This window comes from Okeania sp. SIO2C9, assembly GCF_010672455.1.
In the GTDB taxonomy this organism is placed as follows: Bacteria; Cyanobacteriota; Cyanobacteriia; order Cyanobacteriales; family Microcoleaceae; genus Okeania.
Window position 1 is genome coordinate 54914 of sequence record NZ_JAAHGO010000030.1, and the last position, 17609, is coordinate 72522.

General features: G+C 40.2%; 12 protein-coding genes. 7 read left to right on the plus strand and 5 right to left on the minus strand.

The features are described 5' to 3' along the window. Positions 1 to 94 precede the first annotated feature (94 nt). The 3 genes from F6K23_RS22130 to F6K23_RS22140 all read left to right on the plus strand — a co-directional run bounded on the left by F6K23_RS22130 (position 95) and on the right by F6K23_RS22140 (position 2935). Entirely contained in the window at positions 95 to 895 is an 801-nt protein-coding gene (locus F6K23_RS22130; RefSeq protein ID WP_293159850.1) for a DUF1838 family protein, read from the plus strand. A gap of 440 nt (positions 896 to 1335) precedes the next feature. After that, positions 1336 to 2652 carry an aromatic ring-hydroxylating dioxygenase subunit alpha gene (locus F6K23_RS22135; protein ID WP_293159852.1) on the plus strand — a complete coding sequence of 439 codons (1317 nt, stop codon included), beginning with the start codon at positions 1336 to 1338 and terminating at the stop codon, positions 2650 to 2652. Between the two features lie 124 nt (positions 2653 to 2776). Then, positions 2777 to 2935, plus strand: coding sequence for a hypothetical protein (locus F6K23_RS22140; RefSeq protein WP_293159854.1), 159 nt, complete (start codon positions 2777 to 2779; stop codon positions 2933 to 2935). A 57-nt stretch (positions 2936 to 2992) separates the two neighbouring features. Here the strand turns inward: F6K23_RS22140 and F6K23_RS22145 are convergent, their stop codons facing one another. From F6K23_RS22145 to F6K23_RS22160, 4 genes are all read right to left on the minus strand, one after another. Then, complete coding sequence (locus F6K23_RS22145; protein ID WP_293159856.1) at positions 2993 to 3619, minus strand: amidohydrolase family protein; 627 nt, start codon at positions 3617 to 3619, stop codon at positions 2993 to 2995. A gap of 216 nt (positions 3620 to 3835) precedes the next feature. Beyond that, complete coding sequence (locus F6K23_RS22150) at positions 3836 to 3961, minus strand: hypothetical protein (protein WP_293159858.1); 126 nt, start codon at positions 3959 to 3961, stop codon at positions 3836 to 3838. Then, a complete protein-coding gene (locus F6K23_RS22155; protein ID WP_293159860.1) occupies positions 3962 to 4315 on the minus strand; it encodes a hypothetical protein in 354 nt (117 codons plus the stop codon). It abuts the gene before it with no gap. Beyond that, a complete protein-coding gene (locus tag F6K23_RS22160) occupies positions 4312 to 4500 on the minus strand; it encodes a hypothetical protein (RefSeq protein ID WP_293159862.1) in 189 nt (62 codons plus the stop codon). Before F6K23_RS22160 ends, F6K23_RS22155 begins: the two co-directional genes overlap by 4 nt. A 91-nt stretch (positions 4501 to 4591) precedes the next feature. On the opposite strand from F6K23_RS22160, the gene F6K23_RS22165 reads away from it, so the two are divergent. The 4 genes from F6K23_RS22165 to F6K23_RS22180 all read left to right on the plus strand — a co-directional run bounded on the left by F6K23_RS22165 (position 4592) and on the right by F6K23_RS22180 (position 6688). Continuing rightward, positions 4592 to 4852, plus strand: coding sequence for a hypothetical protein (locus F6K23_RS22165; protein WP_293159864.1), 261 nt, complete (start codon positions 4592 to 4594; stop codon positions 4850 to 4852). 271 nt (positions 4853 to 5123) lie between these two features. After that, positions 5124 to 5552 (plus strand): hypothetical protein, encoded by a 429-nt coding sequence (locus F6K23_RS22170; RefSeq protein WP_293159866.1) that lies wholly within the window; start codon positions 5124 to 5126, stop codon positions 5550 to 5552. Positions 5553 to 5732: 180 nt separating this feature from the next. Beyond that, complete coding sequence (locus F6K23_RS22175; RefSeq protein WP_293159868.1) at positions 5733 to 6122, plus strand: hypothetical protein; 390 nt, start codon at positions 5733 to 5735, stop codon at positions 6120 to 6122. Between the two features lie 173 nt (positions 6123 to 6295). Then, positions 6296 to 6688, plus strand: a complete 393-nt coding sequence (locus F6K23_RS22180) for a hypothetical protein (protein ID WP_293159870.1) — start codon at positions 6296 to 6298, stop codon at positions 6686 to 6688. A 717-nt stretch (positions 6689 to 7405) separates the two neighbouring features. Here F6K23_RS22180 and F6K23_RS22185 read toward each other — a convergent pair. Further along, positions 7406 to 17173, minus strand: a complete 9768-nt coding sequence (locus F6K23_RS22185) for a CHAT domain-containing protein (RefSeq protein ID WP_293159872.1) — start codon at positions 17171 to 17173, stop codon at positions 7406 to 7408. Positions 17174 to 17609: the final 436 nt, after the last annotated feature.

Genomic DNA, 17609 nt, shown 5'->3' on the forward strand with positions numbered 1-17609 from the left:
GATAGCTGACAGCTGTTTGCCGAGCATTCCGTAGGAAATGCTTACGTAATTATCAATTAATACAAAAATAAATTATAGAAAGCTGGAGTTAATAATGGGTGAATATTTTCATGACTATGAATTTGATAATTTAAATTTTTATAGAGAGAATCATGGTAAACAACTTTACTATAATTGGGGTGGAGAAGTTTGGTGGATAGAATCACCTGGAAAACCTCAAGAAAAGTTGTTTTCTATTATTGGGATGAATGCCACAAAAGTATTTCTTAAACCACATCCAGAATATGGGGAAGCCGGACATAGAATTAATCGGGAAATATGTTTATTTTGCGACTCATCTACTCAAGAAGTATTACACTATTGGCGACCTAGAGAAGGAGTAAAAGAAGTTCCTGTCATACATATTGCTAACCGGATGGTACAGGGTTTTGTCTCACCAAAAAAAATTGTAATTCCTCAGAATTCTGGATATGTGAAAAAAGTTATAGAAATTCCTTTAGAATATCCTCATCCTTTGGCAAAAGAAAGTAAATATCGAGATTATTGCCCTGGAGAAAAATTTAAAGGAGTAGAATATTTTACCTCTAGTGTGGCTCGACCAGGGGTAACAGAAATACCTCCTTCTGAGTGGGCGAGAGATTGTCCGTGGATGCCTTGGATGAAATTAGGTTATGGTCATCCAGCTCGATTAAGATTTGAAACTACTATTTCTAGGGTAGAATCTTTTGAAGAACTTCATCCTAATTTAGTGAAGTTGGTGAGAGAAACATTGCCAATTTATGAGTTTGCTCCTGATGAAAGTGATGAACCAAATGTGACAAGTATTTTGTATTTTAAGAAGTATTTTGATGCTTATTTAAGAGGGGAAAAATTTCCAATTCCAGAGACTACTTAAGTTATATCATTTTCGGTTGAATACTTATAAATAACTGTTGTGAGGAGTCAGGATTCAACCCACCCCTAACCCCCAGGGCTAATTCATTGTCACGAGAGAAAAAATAAGTAGGGGAGTGGGGGAGTGGGGGAGTAGGGGAGTAAAGTCAATTCATCGTCAACAGAGAAAAATTGTATCCTTTGAAATTTTGAAATTTCGTACATCTTAACTAGAATTAGTTAACCAAAAATATAGGGTTGTAAATATTCTCGCTACGACAATGAATTAGCCCTGCCCCTCGCCCCTCCCCCTCCCAGGAGGGGAACTCAGGAGTCAGAAGGAAATATTGGAGGAAAGTAAAGATAATTTCAGTTTAACCGGACATGATATAAGATATATCTGCAATTTACCTAGTCAATAAAAAGGTGCAAAAGATGAGGAAAAATTTCAGTAGAGACGAGATGGAAACAGTGCAGGAAATATTGCAAACTGATACCCGACCTGTGCCGCCTGTACTCAAACAAGAATCAATCAAAAATCTGGGAACTGCCGATATTCCCAGAGAAATATTTTTTTCTCCTGAATATCATAACTTAGAGGTAGAAAAATTGTGGAAAAAAGTCTGGCAGTGGGCTTGTCGAGAAGAAAATATCCCCAATGTGGGCGATTATGTGGTGTATGATGTAGCTGACCTGTCGGTAATTGTTGTTAGGAGTAAGACTGATAAAATTCAAGCATTCTACAACTCTTGTTTGCACCGTGGAACCCAATTATGTGTTAACGAGGGAAATACTTTAGCTCTACAATGTCCCTTTCATGGTTGGACATGGAAATTGGATGGTACTCTAGCTCATATTCCTTGTCGTTGGGATTTTGAACAAGTAGAAAATGAAGCTTTCCGGTTGCCTGAAATTAAGGTGGCAACATGGCAGGGTTTTGTCTTTATTAATTTTGACCCAGACTGTGAGTCTCTGGAGAGTTACTTAGAAAATCTACCCGAACATTTTCAACAGTTTGCTTTACAAGAAAGGTTTACAGCAGCTCACGTTGCCAAAGTGATGCCTGCTAACTGGAAAGTGGCACTAGAGGCTTTTTTAGAAGTTTATCATCTAAATGCAACACATCCACAAATTATCAAATTTACTGGAGATATTAACGCCCAAACTGACATTTATGGTAGTCATAATCGGGCAATTATACCGTTTGGGGTGCCAAGTCCCCATCTAGGTAAGCTACAAGACCCACAAGCTGCTGCTATAGGTCTAATAGAATTTATCGGAATTGATCCAGAAAAATTACAGATATCTAAGGAAATGAAGCCCCGTGCTTATGCAGCAGAAGCAACTCGGCAATACTTCAACCAGAATTTAGAGCTAGACTGCTCTGCTGTTTCTGATACAGAGATGCTGGATCTAATTTCTTACTTAATTTTCCCTAACTTTATAACCTTTACTAGTGTCACTCAACCGTTCGAGTTTCGGTTTAGACCTTATGGTAACGACCCTGATTGTTGTATTATGGAAGTGCTAATCTTGCAACCTTGTACATCGGAAATTAAGCCACCAGCAGCTAAAATTCATTGGCTGACATCTGAGGAAAACTGGAGTGATGCACCAGAATTGAGACAATCAGGGCCAGTACTAGATCAAGATGCTTCCAACTTACTCCTGCTGCAAAAAGGTTTGAAGGCATCCGCCAAACCTGGTATTACTCTGGGTAACTATCAAGAATCTCGCATCCGTCACTTTCATCAGGTTTTGGATGAATATTTGAGCTAATATTGTACTAAGCGCAATTGAGAATTTAGAAGTAATTCCTGACTGAACTTAATCAAGTCAATGTCAGTCCAGTAGGGTGCCTTAGTGGAACGAAGTGGAGCGTAACGCACCAGCAATATCAAAAATGGTGCGTTACGCTATCGCGCTTCAGCACCCTACTAGACTGACACACCTTAAATGGTGCATTAGATGGGGGGTGTGGGGAGTGTGGGGAGTGTGGGGAGTGTGGGGAGTATGGGGAGTATGGGGAGTGTGGGGAGTGTGGGGAGATCAAGACACCTAGAAACAAAAATCTATTACACAGTTTTAGGCGTGTCACGCCACTACTTTATGATAACTGTTAACTGCTAACTGTTTTCCCATAAGGTCGCTTCAAATATTTTCCTTGGGGCGACCCTAAAACTTCTCCTTTGTCATAAATCAAGTTTCCCCGCAAAAATGTACTCTTGACTTTTCCAGTTAACTCCATTCCTTCAAACGGTGTATAACCCTGCTGCGACTCCGACTCACTCGCACGCACCACAAAAGTTTCATTGGGGTCGAAAAGTACTAAGTCTGCATCATAACCAACAGCAACATCACCTTTTTCCAACAAACCATAACGTTGTGCGGGGTTCCATGACAACAACTCGGCGATCTTATTTTCAGACATTCCTCTTTTTTTGCCTTCGCTGAAAACACCAGACAATAAATATTCCGTACCACCAAAACCCGATTTCTCTAACCAAATATTCTCCGGGTCTTGACTACTCGCTTTTTTCTCCGCCGAACAACAGGCATGATCGCTGACTATCCAATCAATTTGTCGATTTAACACTGCCTGCCATAAATATTCTACATCTTCACGGGAACGAATAGGTGGATTTACTTTCGCCCATTTGCCTGTAGGTGCATCCACATCTAATAATAAATGCCCCACTGTCACTTCTCGGCGAAAATTAATATGAGGGAATGTTGTTTGCATCATTAATACTGCTTCCACAGCTTTCTGGGAACTCAGATGTAATAAATTAATATTGACACAATTGGTTTCATAAGCTAAATAGGAAGCAATAACAATTGCTAGTGCTTCCGAATGGGGAGGACGAGCAGCACTATACAGCGGTTTTCATGATTAGTAGACCACAGTAGGGACGTTCCATGGAACGTCCCTACAAAGTTTTGCTTGTGAAGATGTGGTTCATCAAGAGCGAAAATCACTGTAAGCTTTGAGACCAGTGAGAGAGCTGTCATTTTCTACGATTTTAGTATAAGCATTGAGAATATCAGCTACTTCACAATGCAAACTCAAACTAATATAATCCTGCATTTATGGATAACTTTCCCGTAATTTAGTTAACCCCCGCATAATAAATTCAAAATGAGCAAAATCATATCTTTCTGATTTATCAATCATCAAAAATAGGTTTTGTTGGTCTGACATTCCGTGCAAACCATAGCCACCATAAAACATAAATATTTTGAATGATGGCACCCCATATTCCTCAAATAAAAATTGTAATTCATCAATATGACTGCTGCTAATGGGGGCGAGATGGTAACCGTAGTCTACATAAAAATTACCTTCTGAAAGTTTCAATGCTTGAGGAAAAAAATCTTTGTAAGTACCGCCTCGGTTGAGATAATATTGCCCGGTACGAATATAAGTTAAACCTGTTGTCACCCTGGAAAACCTAATAATTCTTTGGCATCGAAGACCTCCTTACCTAATTCTGGGTTAATTTCTGGGGCGATGTGAGCAAACTTGCCATTTTTAATTCCGAGGTCGAGATGAGCGATCAAATTCTGATTTGGGCGCACTACCCGGACATTTTTAATAACTAAATCGAAATCTAATACTTCTGACATTATGTATCCCCAACAATTTAGCAATAACTTTGTCTATATTTTATGCTAATGGAGTAGGGGAGTAATATCATGTCCGGTAACATCGGTGTAATTGGATAAAGAGGGTGGGGAGTGTGGGGACTGTGGGGACTGTGGGGAGATGGGGAGATGGGGACACACCCCTAACCAGTCCCAGGAGTGGAATATCGAGAAAGATTTGGTAATTGTTGAAGATGGAACATTCTGCACTAGAGGCGATCGCTCAATAATATCCAGACCATCCCCAAACTTTCCCACTATGACAAGAGAGAGCCAAAAATTACCCAGATCAAAAACTACGGGAGTGGGCAAAAAAGAAATTGGGCGTTGGTGATTGGAGGTATGAAATCAGTAATTTAGGTAAATAATGTCAGACTTCCCATTTGTTTCAAAGAAGCATCGTATTCAGACCAGTTACTTACTCTGTATTGGGATTTGGACTTACTCATATCCAGTAGGTACAGATTTTTTGTACTGTAACCGTATTTATACTCTATTTTCATCTTTTCTTTTGTGCAACAAAGCCTTAAACTTCGTGAAATATAAAGAAAAGCTAAATAATAGTCAATCCAATCAAGTTTGTTATACTTTTTCATTAGGAGAAAATGTTCACACAAAAAGTGACTTACGGAGTAATAAAAATGAAAAAAGCATTAGGCAAAGTAATCCTTGCATTTTTTGTCTGTTTACTATCTTTTGCAGTAGTTTCCTCCCGCCCTGCAATGGCAGCTAGTAGATATGATTGTGATTTAGCACAACAGCCACAATGTGTAGAAGACTTGCAGGAATCTGGAGACTTGTTATTTGTAGATATACCTCCATCTGGAGTTAACGCTATAGATGTTACTGTCAGCAATTACTCACAAGAGTATTATGCTATATTTAACACCGATCTTGGCAACCCAATAGAACTACCCCCATATAAAACTAGTGAAGTAATAACTTATCCAGTCCAACCATCGAGTTCAGCTACATTCTCAAATGCGAGTCGTGTTACAAATACACCAATACGGATCACAGTAGTTGCAAAATAGTGGTTAATTAAGATAATTTTTTGTAGGGGTGGGCTAATATAGTGATTGATATTCGCAGTTAATAGACTTGATGTTTGCCCACCCTACTCATCATGAAACAATTGTAATAATAGAGGAAGAAACTCCTCTGGAGATTTGGAAAAAACGTTCACACACAAAGTGACTTACGGAGTAATAAAAATGAAAAAAGCATTAGGCAAAGTCATCGTTGCATTTCTTATCTGTTTACTATCTTTTGCAGTAGTTTCCCCCCGTCCTGCAATGGCAGATCAATATTATTGTATGTTAGGACAAGAACCAGATTGTTTAAGACAATTACCGTTGTCTGGAGACGTGTTATTTGTAGATATACCTCCATCTGGAGTTAACTTCATAGATGTTAATTTCAGCAATTTCTCAGATAACCAAGCTGTAGTTAACAGTGATATTGACAGCCCAATAGTAATGCCCCCATTTGGTGGTGCAGACAGAAATTATCCAGTCGTACCAGCAAGCTCTGTTACATTCTCAAATGCGAGTCCTGTTCGAGATACAACAGTACAAATCAGAGTATTTGGGTATAGTCGTTAATTAAGATAATTTTTTTTAGGGGTGGGCTAACGTAGTGATTGATATTAGCAGTTAATAGACTTGATGTTTGCCCACCCTACTCATCACGAAACAATTGTAATAATAGAGGAAGAAACTCTTCTGGAGATTTAGAAAAAACGTTCACACACAAAGTGACTTACGGAGTAATAAAAATGAAAAAAGCATTAGGCAAAGTCATCGTTGCATTTTTTGTCTGTTTACTATCTTTTGGAGTAGTTTCCCCCAGTAATGCAATGGCAGCTGAATATTGTTTTTTAGGACAAGAGCCACAATGTTTTCGAGAATTGCCGTTCTCTGGAGACTTGTTATATGTAGATATACCTGAATTTGGAGTTAGCTCCATAGATGTTATTTTAACCAATTTCTCAAATGGCAATGAAGCTGTAGTTAACAGTGATATTGACTATCCAATAGTAATAGGCCCAGATGACCGTCCAGTCCAAAGAAATTATCCAGTCGTACCACGAAGCTCAGTTACATTCTCAAATGAAAGTCCTGTTCCAGATACACTAGTAAGAATCAGAGTATTTGGGAATAGTCGTTAATTAAGATAATTTTTTGTAGGAGTTGGCAAATAGTGTAAGACTAACGTCAAGTTAGCAGCAACCTGTGTTAACGGAGCTTTGCGCTAGCAAGCCGTCGCGCGATTTGGTCATCGTTTTCTTCTCGAACGAAGGCACGCACCAAATTCAGAAATATTTACGACCTCTTGTGACTTCAGGGTTGTTTGAGGATTGACGCTAAAAGTTTGGTAGGGTGCGTTCAAATGAACGCACCTTTTTAGGCAAGGCAGATGGGGAGGCGAACGCGCGATCGCTCCTCTCTCTGCCCATCCCAAGATCATCTAGCTCGCGTTTTGGGATAGGACCTGAATTCTGTTAACTCTTTTGATGAGGTTTTATATCATGTCCGGTTGAACAGTGATAAATAAATAACTACGGAGTCCTCAGGAGTCAGGAGTCAGGAGTCAGGAGTAAAGAGGGAAGAAAGAAGAAGAACTGGAGTTGAAGGAGAAAGTTTTTTGATAACTAATTATCCGGACATGATATTACTCTATAATTCTACACGCTTAGTGAGAATGAAACAGCCCGGCCCTTTGAAAGGGGGAACTTATGCTGTTTGCGTAGCATGACCTAGGAAAGGGTTTCTTTCAATTGAAACTTAATTCTATACACGCTCCGATGCTACCAGACATGATATCACCCCATCACCCCATCACCCCATCACCCCATCACCCCATCACCCCATCACCCCACACTCCCCTACCAAGGACTACCCACCATGGTAAACCCTGCCCAATAATAAGGATGAGATAATTTTCGATTCCTCATTTCCCCAAGTACCAATGGTAACTCTACTGACCCACGCTCTCCAACCCTCGCGATCTGATTTTCCCTAATCACCACATCCCCACGCAACATTGCTAACTGCGCCTGTCTTACTGCCTCTGCCTTAATCTTGGTCTGATTCAAATGACTATAAAACTCAGTCATTAATGCCAAGGTAGCTCGGTCGTTGACATACCAAATACTAGCTAAAGCTGACTTTACTCCTGCTGCTATTGCTAACCCCGCAAATCCTAATTCGGCATTTTTATCCCCAAAGGCGGTGCGACAAGCTGATAATACTAACAATTCTACAGAACTCTCATTCCAACCCAACTCCCTAATTTGGTCTAATTTTATTTGTTCTTCACCCCACAACTGAATGTAAGAATTACTAATTTTTCCCGGTCTAAAATCAGCATGAGTAGCTAAATGAATAATAGGATAAGGATAACTTTCTCTTTGAGTAATTAAATTATTCAGAGTAAAATCTTCATTGAGGAACATATTACCCTGCCACAGTTTTTGGGAAACAACTTCTAGCTCAATAGGTACCCCTGGTAAGGAGTTGTGAGCAATAAACTCACTTGCTCCCATTGCTAATACCCTAGTATCTTGAAGCGGTCGGTAGTTGGTATCCATTAAACTGACACTGGGAATTAAACTCAGGCTATATTTTTCGATCAGAAATTGTTCGCCATCGTGTAATGCTGCTACGGCTAAAGTGCGCAAACCTTCATCCATACTGAATAGTAAGGTATCAATATTGGCTGCTTCTAGTTCCGATGCTATGGGTGCTATGAGCCAATTGTATAATTTTTGTGCTGGTGATAGATAACTATCATTATCTTGGTTGGCCGGAGTTGTAACTTTTATTCGTAATTCTAGGGCAACTTTCATGATTTGTTCGCGGTTGACTTCGGGAATGGTTTTGATGATTGGTTGACCTTCTTTGGTATATAAGATTATTTGTAATTGTTCTGGATAGACATTAATATAAACAATGGCAGATTCTTTTCCGGTTTGATTTGCCATGTCGCTTAAGATTTCTCGGACGCTTTGTGTAGAAATTAATTTTTCCTCAAGATTTGCTCCCAGGAAATCTGAATATTCCTGGAGACTGTTTCGTTCTAACATTGTTACTACTTGGTCTGAAGCTGTGGCTGTTATTAGAGATTTGGTATTAACAGGATTAATTGTTTTTAAGATTTGTTGGGTGTCAGTTGTATGGTTGATAGATGTTTCTGTTTGTTCTTGAGCAGTGCCTGCATTGGTTGTTTGGTTATAGTTAGTGGGAGAGGTCAGGGTGAAAAAACTGCTATTGTTTGATATTTGCTGTAATATTGACTGGGATTGATTATTATCTGTCTGGGTAGCAGTGGTGTCAGTTGAGGTGGTTACTGGAATCTCTGTTGAATCATTGAGATTTTCTACTTGGATGGGGTTAGTTTCTACTGGAAGAATCTGGTTGTCAGTGGTATCTTCTGGTATAACAGTGTCGGCACTATCAATATTAGTAATTGTTTCTATTTCTTCTGGGGCGATCGCTATTGGTTCTGGGGTATTGGTATTATCTGGAGTATTATTAATCGTTGCATTCCCGCCTTCAGAAATAGCTGTTTGCTCTTCTACGGAAATATTACCACCTGGTTGAATATTGATATTAGCGTCTCCTTGATTGGCCTGTGCATTTTGATTCTCGACGCTGATATCCCCACCTGGTTGAATATTGATATTAGCGTCTCCTTGATTGGCCTGTGCATTTTGATTCTCGACATTGATATCCCCACCTGCCTGAATATCAATATTAGCATCTCCTAGATTGGCGATCGCCTCTTGATTACCTACAGAAACATCTCCTCCAGCATCAATATCAATATTAGCATCTCCATCTCCAGAGAATACAGTTTGGTCTTCGCTGCTGATATCTCCTGTTGCATCTAGATCGATACCACCTGCTTCCCCCTCTGAAGCAATAGATTCTAAGTCCAAAGTAGTAATAGAGCCATCAGTTGCTTCTAGTTGAATAATACCTGAACTGACCGTACCTAAAGAACTTAAGTTTCCTGTAGTTATTTGACTGCCATTAATAGTAACTTCACCACTGGGGCCGTCCGGTGCTTGAGTCGTCACATTCCCTGTATTCACCGTTGCTATCTGACTTTTAATCCTCAAATCCCCACTTTCAGTGGCACCAAAGGATGATACATTTTCCAGATTCACACTTTCTGGGGCATCAATCTCAATACTTCCTCCTCTGCCTTCCTCTGAAAAAGAAGTAATGTCTCCCCTTGAGATAATCTCTCCTATTTCACTCACCAATGTAATGTCACCTCCCTGTTGCATCCCTTCCGAACGAATTCCACTAATACTTACATTACCCAGAGATGTAAGAGTAACATCCCCACCGATACCCTCCGTAGAAAAAGTGTTTAATTCCCCTTGAACATCTATGCTATTTGCACTCCGACTGTCAATAGTAATATCACCCCCACGCATCCTTCCCTGGGATAGAATATTTTCTAGATTAACCGAACTTTCGGCTTGAATATTCACATTTCCAGCCGTACCTTGTTCTGAAAATGTTTCTATTGCTTGGTTTGAATTGACCCCGCCATTTTCACTAATAATTTCAACGTTTCCGCCTGTGGTTGGTTTGGTTTCGTTGAGAGCGCTAGCTTCTAGTTTGCCTACAGTAATATTTTCTCTGGCGTTGAGCTTAATGTCTCCAGTGCCGTCAGGGGAACGAGAGTTTATTACTCCAGCAGTGGTGTCTATTGTGCCGTTGTTGCTAGTAATACTGATATTTCCTGCTACTCCTTGGGTGGCTTCTTCTTGGGGTATAGGTATAAGGGTAAAATTGTTAAATACCGGTCTTTCTTCTCTGACAAAGCCTGATGCCAGGTCTATTTGACCTACTTCTATTGCGTCATCCGCAACAATATCTATTCTACCTGTATCGCCTTCATCTGCACCGGAATATATTCTAGCTGCTGTAGTGTTAATATTGCCACCCGCTTCTAAAATAATGTCTCCTCCTTTGCCTGGGTTTTCTGTATCGGATGTAGTTGCAGGTTCGGAGGCAGAGATAATATTACTATTTTCGGCGATGTTGATGTCACCTCCTGCTTTTAAAAGAATTTGACCGCCGTCTGCATCGGCAAAGGAGTAAATGTCACTGGTCGTGATGTTTCCTGCGGATGCTTCTAGGGTTACGTTGCCTCCAGTTCCCTCTCCAGAATAGTTTGCCAAAAATCCATTGCTGGTGTCTATGTTTCCTGTTTCTGTAACGATGGTAATTTGACCGCCTTGTTGTTCTCCGTGGGAACTGATAGTATTAGTAGTTACATCTGTTTTCGCACTCAGAGTTACATCTCCAGCGTTACCATTTTCTGAAAATGATTGGATGGGTTGAGTAGCATTGATTTCCCCCTGTTCACTGGTAATGGTAATGTCACCTCCGTCAGCAGCTTCTTTTGATTCTGAAGCAGAAGATTGGATAATACCTGTGGTGATATTTTCTTGACCAATGATTTCTATTGCGCCTGCGTTTCCTGCATCGGTACTTTTAGCTGAGATGGTACTATTTTCGGCTGAAAGTTCCCCCGTATTAATAGTAATTTTTCCTCCGTCTCCAACACCTGTGGTTTCTGTGATAATTTGACCTTCGAGTTGAAAGCTTTCACTGGGGTTGATGTTGATGCTGCCTCCGTCTCCACTATCAGAAGTAGCTGCGGATATAGTAGTGTTTTCCGTTATGGTGAGGTTTTCTGTTTCGATGTTGATGATACCTGCGTTTCCCCTACCTTCTGTTTCAACTGTTATTCTGCCTTCCCCTGAAATATTTATGTTTTCTGGAGCAAATATATTGATGTTGCCTCCGTCCCCACTGGAAGTAGTGCGGGCAGAGATCAAGCCGTTTTCTGTAAAAGTAATATTGAGGTCGGGGTCAAAGCGAGGGGAACGATTTTCTCTACTCCCCTGCTCCCCTCTCTTATAAGGGTTGAGAGTAAGAGTACCTGCGGGAGTTTCTCCTGCTGTTTCGGCGAATATTCCGAGTTGACCTGAGATTAGTAAATCTGTAGCATTAATAGTAATGTTGCCTCCCGCTTCGGTATTAGTTGCTCCTTCTCTTGCTGTGGCACTAATTTGCGCATCTTCTCCTATGCTGAGTTTTCTAGTGTTGATTTCTATATCTCCAGCTTTTCCTTGATTATTGGTTTCTGTAGTTAAACTTGTTCCTGTTTCTAGGGTGAATTCTTCGGTATCGATCTCGATCGCTCCAGCATTTCCTTTGTCTGTGGTAGAAGCTGATATAACTACTCCATCTGAGAGGGTGAGGTTTTGGGTCTCAATGTTGATGGTGCCAGCGTTTCCTTTGTCTGAGGTTTCTACAGCAATGAATCCTTGTCCAGCGATATCTATGCTTTCTGGGGCACTGAGACTAATATTACCTCCATTGCCTGTGGAGGAGGTAGAAGCGGAAATGAAACCGTCGTTGCTGAAATTGATGTTGAGGTCTGGGTTGTCTCTGTAGGGACTGAGGGTGAGGGTGCCAGCGTTTGCTGATGCTTCTGTTTCGGCGAATATTCCTAGTTTTCCTGTGATATTGAGTTCGTTGGTGTTGATGGTAATATTGCCTCCGTCTCCGGTGTTGGTTGCACCTAATACTGCTGTGGCACTAATTTGGGCATCTTGACCGATATCTACAGTGTTTGCTTGGATGAAGATGTCTCCCGGTGTGCCTGCTGCATAAGTTTCTGTGATTAAGCTAGTGCCTTGCTCTAGGTTGAGCTTGTTTGCTTGGATGTCGATACTGCCTGCGTTGCCAGTACCTTCTGTATTTGCTCGGAGTTGGCTGTTGTTTGTGAGTTGGATATCTTGGGGGGTTTCTAGGGTAATGTTGCCAGAATCTCCTTGGGAGTTGGTGATACTGAGAATATCAGTGTTGTCGAGGGTGATATTTTTTTGGCTATTGATGTAGACGTTTCCGGCAGCTTGGTCTCCTTTGGTGTCACTTTCGATAGTGACGTTGTTGAGGTTGAGGTTGCCTGAGCTGAAGATGTTGACGTTTCCTGATTGACCTTCTGTGCTGCCTACATCTACTTCTATTAGTTCGCCAGGTAATTGTATAGTTACTTGTTTACTGGTAATGATGGATAAATCATTCAGTAGAAGGTTTCCTCTTGATTTATTTTCTATTGTTACCTGTCCTGATTCGGAGTTGCTAGATAGTGTGAGTATTTCTGCATTGCTGAGGTTGTTGGTGGTAATGTTAATGTCTCCACCTTTTCCGGAGTCGTTTGTTCCGACTGAGAATGTGTTTATTTGCAGTTGTTCTATGTCTGAGAACTCTGGAATGTTAAGCTTTACTGTGTCTGCTATTAGAGAAATGTTGCCTCCATTCCCTGATTTGCCTTGATTTGAATAAGAATAGGAATCAAGTAATTCGGTTATTATAGTACCTCCAGCAGTCATAGTAATATCTCCTCCATTCCCTGAATTACTATCAGAACCAGAGGCAGTTGAATTAGAAGAAATGGTTTCTGTTGTTATGTCACTATTGCCATCAATCGTAATACTTCCTCCATCTCCTGAGTTGACAGTTCCACTTCCAGAGGCAGTTGAATTAGAAGATAGGTTGCCTGTTGTTATTTCACCATTGCCCTCTATAATAATACTTCCGCTATCTTGTGAATTCCCAGTTCCATAGACAGAAGAACCAGAATAAATATTTGTTGTTGTAATATCACCGCTAACCAGTGAACTTATAGTAACACTTCCACCATTACCTGAGTTACCATTTCCATAAACAGCAGAATCAGCATATATATTTTCTGTTGTAATATCACCGCTTACTGTTGAATTAAGGGTGATATTGCCTCCATCTCCAGACTTGCCTTCAGTGTTACGACCAGGAAAACTATAAGAAGACGAATCAATCTCCAATGTTGCGATATCATTCTGTGAATTCAGGATGATACTACCCCCATCTCCAGAACTTTCAATACTAGAAGAAGACGAATCAATCTCCGATGTTGTGATGTCACTCTGTGAGTCCAGGATGATGCTACCTCCATCTCCAGAATTGCCTTCAATGCTAAGATTGCCAGAAGAGCTGAAAGCTTCAAGTCTACTATTAGAGGAGGAGTTGATATTTGCTGTTGTGATACTACCCTGTGCAGTAAGATTTATATCTCCTCCATTTCCTGAGTTGAGTTTTATACTGCCATTATCAACAGAAGAATTTTTTATGCTGGCACCAGAAGAAGAATTGATATTGCCTGTTGTGATCCTACCCTCTGTAGTAAGATTTATATCTCCTCCATTTCCTGAGTTGAGTTCTATGTTGGCAGAATCAGAATCGAGATTTTCAATACCACTCTCAGAAGAAGAATTTATATCTGCTGTTGTAATATCACCTTGTGCAGTGAGACTTATCTTACCTCCATCTCCCGTTCCAGATCCGGCAAAAATTAAACCTCCTGTAGTATCAATTGAACCTTCTGTACTTTCTATACTGATACTACCAGCATTACCGCTACCCCTGATTTCAGAAATTCCATCCTCATCAACAAAAAATTCACCAGAATTAGTAATAATTTCTGCCGTAGTAATATCCCCTACCGCATTTATTTCTATATTACCTCCATCCCGATCAATAGATGAAGCATCTAACGAACCAGTAAGAATATCTCCAGAAATAGCATTAAGGTTGATAGCACCTCCATGTCCTTGACCAGAAGCAGAGTCGATCACTCCACCCTCATCCACATCTATAGTTGCCACCAATTCCCCACCAGAATCAAATGACAACGCCGAAGTATCAATATTCCCCAAAACAAGACCGGCACCTGCAATAGTTAAATTCCGCCCATTGGTCTTAATAGTATCCGCATCATTGGTAAGAGTATTAGGGTCGCTGCCAACATCTGCCTCATTATCCAACATGGTAACAGCACCAATTCCATCCCCATCCACATCTGCACGAAATTCTATCTCTCCTTCCCCAGGCAGAAATTCCAGTGCATCATCTGCTATATATTCAACTGTAATATCATTTGTCGCCTCCAACTTAACATCCGCATCCCCAGAAGTTTCATCAAATTCATCATTTATCGTAATATTCGTTCCAGACAAAGAAACACTTTCCCCACCACCTTTAATTCCGCTACCCGTAGCAACAATATCTCCCGTAGCTTCAATATTTATCGAACCACCTGTCCCACTATCAACTTCTGTATTCTCTCTAGATGCCACCTCAGAATTATTCTCTGTAGCATCTTGCTCCAAAGTAGGAGCATCTTGCTCCGAAATAGAAATACTTTCTGTTAAAGTCACATTTCCTGCACTCTGAATTTCTATATCTCCCCCAGCAGTAACAATACCATCCACATCCTCACTCACATCACCAATATTCACATCTCCCAACACATCAAAAAATGCTCCACCACTGCCAGAAACCGCTTCTAAATTTTCCACATTCAACTGCAAAGGTGCATCAGTTAAACCTATTCCTCCACTGCCCAAAGTTTCAAATAAAACACTACCCGCATTAATAATTGAATTCTCAGAAACTCTGGCAATATTTCCACCATTAGCATTAACTAAAACTTGCCCTGTTGTTGTTAAATTTGCCAGATTTATATCCCCTACTTCTCCTAAACTTCCTAACTGAATATTAATGGTGCCACTACCAGCATTTAATGTTGTTCCATCCCGTTGATTTATTGATGCTGCTCCGTCGCTCCGGTTAGCAATATTCATTTCATCATTATTACCAAGTAAATCAATATTTCCATTACCAATTGATGTGTCAATATCAGCATTTATATTAATACTTCTACCTGCTTTTAATTCTACAGATTCCGTAGTTTCTATCTTTTCATTAATCGTTATATCGTTGTCTGCAAATAAAATTATATCTCCTGATAACCCCTCAATATTTTCGGCTGAAATTGTCACATCAGAATTTTCATCTTGAGCAAAGGGGTCTATTGGTGTTTCTGTTTCTATTGTTTCTGAGTTCTCAGCAATTGCTGTAGAAGTAACTTCTGTCTCTGAATTTGTATTTTCTGCTATTTCTGAATTCTCAAGATTTTCTGTAGTTTCTGAATTTTCAGAATTTTCACCAGATGCCACTTCATTATTATCCACTGTCTCTGAATTTGTATTTTCTGCTATTTCTGAATTCTCAAGATTTTCTGTAGTTTCTGAATTTTCAGAATTTTCACCAGATGCCACTTCCGAATTATTATCTACTGTTTCTGTTTCTGAATTTTCTGTGATTTCGGAATTTTCACCAGATGCCACTTCCGAATTATTATCTTCTGAACTTTCAGTATTTTCTAACTCTCCCACTGTGAGATTTTCTGGGTCTAATAATATTGTTCCTGGGGTGCCAAATACTGCACTAACATTGACATTTCCATCAAATATTAATTGTTGTTTTCCAGATACTTCAACAAACCCTCCATCACCAGAAAATTCTCCTCCTCTGGCACTAATATTCCCGGCAAAATTAGTTATTCCATCCGACCAAATTATTACTTGACCGCCGTCACCATTTGTGGTAGAGTCAGCAGAAATAAATGAGTTATTGTTAACAAATGTTTGCTGAGAATTGGGTACTATTCCATTACCTTGAAAGTCGCCTCCAATTAATACTCTTCCCCCGACCTTTAGACCATCGGCGTTAATATTAGCATCAATAATTGCTACGCGATCGCCTAAAATATTAACTTGTCCACCGATATTATATCCCCCCTGACCCCCCTTTAAAAAGGGGGAAGTTGTTGAGACATCTATGTTTCCCGAAGCGATCGCATCTCCCGCAGTATCAGAAATTATTGTATTTGAATCTATCAACACCACATCACCATTTCCATTCACAGTCATAGATGTGGCCTGAGTTATTTCTCCACCTGTTAAAAGTGCGGGTAAGGATAAGGGGGTTATACCAGGAAGCTCTTCACCATTCGCTGTTGTTGCACCTACTTCCAAACTTAATAAATGTCCTGGTTGGGATATTTTCAGGGTACTACCTCCTTCTACTGCTGCGATAGTAACGTTGCCGCCTGCTGTAGAGAGTTGCCCCGTGTTGATCACCGTGCCACCCAACAAAGTGAGATTTTCCCCTGGGTTTAAACTGAGGTTCCCTTCGTTAACTATAGCGCCTGGGTTTGAGACATTAAATTTATAGCCACTGGGGTTTCCTACTAGGTTAGCATAATCATTTGTTCCCATGGCTTGAAACCAGAAATTATTACCATTAAAACCTATACCTGTAGCAGTAGTCACGCTGAATGAGGCGGGGACATTAAGGCTAGCGTTGAGGCCAAACATTATGCCTGCGGGGTTAATCAGGAAGAGGTTAGAGTTACCACCGATGACTTGGATCAGACCATTGATAATTGAGGCGTTACCTCCTGTAATTCTGCCGAGAATATTGCGAGTATCTGGAGTAGTGAGAAAGTTAGCTGTTTGACCGGAGTTAAGGTTGAATTGGTCAAAACTGTGGAAAAGGTTAGTCCCATTGTGAGTACCACCTTGAATATTAAATTGATTGCCGTTTTGATTGACGGTTGTACCTGTGCCGTCGTTTGAGGGGGTTATCGGTTGAGATTTGGCGGGAGTTGTAGCCAATATCCCTAAAATTACAGTCAGAGCTGTTATACTGTAAGATTCTAATCTATTAGCTTTCATAAAAAACTTCTGCAGTTATAATATTTATTTTAAGTAAACAGAGAAATTAGGCAACGACAATATTTTTAGTCAAAATATCATCGTATTTTTCTTCTAGAGATTGTAGCAACGATCCTCCTGTTCATGCCACTAAACTGAACAGCCTAATCTTTCTATTGCGATATAACATTAGACATATCCAAAAATCAAAAATAAAATCAATTCTTATCCATAGCTCCGGAAGGTAGGAAGGCTTAAGAGCTGATATCATGTCCGGTAGCATCGGTCTTGTATAGTAAATAGGCAACAGCTCCGGAAGGCAACAGCTCCGGAAGGCAAGAAAAAAACTTAAATTTCCTGCAAATATCCACGCCAACTTTTACACAAACGATTGCCTTCGGACATGATATGATTTGTAAACTTAGCTAAAACCCTGATATAATCGGTTGTGCAGAGC

Excerpts from the sequence above, each read along its gene's own strand:
- F6K23_RS22140 (WP_293159854.1), top strand. The coding sequence starts at position 2,777 with ATGGTGCGTTACGCTATCGCGCTTCAGCACCCTACTAGACTGACACAC.
- F6K23_RS22150 (WP_293159858.1), bottom strand. The coding sequence starts at position 3,961 with ATGCAGGATTATATTAGTTTGAGTTTGCATTGTGAAGTAGCTGATATT.
- F6K23_RS22135 (WP_293159852.1), top strand. The coding sequence starts at position 1,336 with ATGGAAACAGTGCAGGAAATATTGCAAACTGATACCCGACCTGTGCCG.
- F6K23_RS22175 (WP_293159868.1), top strand. The coding sequence starts at position 5,733 with ATGAAAAAAGCATTAGGCAAAGTCATCGTTGCATTTCTTATCTGTTTA.
- F6K23_RS22130 (WP_293159850.1), top strand. The coding sequence starts at position 95 with ATGGGTGAATATTTTCATGACTATGAATTTGATAATTTAAATTTTTAT.
- F6K23_RS22170 (WP_293159866.1), top strand. The coding sequence starts at position 5,124 with ATGTTCACACAAAAAGTGACTTACGGAGTAATAAAAATGAAAAAAGCA.
- F6K23_RS22180 (WP_293159870.1), top strand. The coding sequence starts at position 6,296 with ATGAAAAAAGCATTAGGCAAAGTCATCGTTGCATTTTTTGTCTGTTTA.
- F6K23_RS22160 (WP_293159862.1), bottom strand. The coding sequence starts at position 4,500 with ATGTCAGAAGTATTAGATTTCGATTTAGTTATTAAAAATGTCCGGGTA.
- F6K23_RS22145 (WP_293159856.1), bottom strand. The coding sequence starts at position 3,619 with ATGATGCAAACAACATTCCCTCATATTAATTTTCGCCGAGAAGTGACA.
- F6K23_RS22185 (WP_293159872.1), bottom strand. The coding sequence starts at position 17,173 with ATGAAAGCTAATAGATTAGAATCTTACAGTATAACAGCTCTGACTGTA.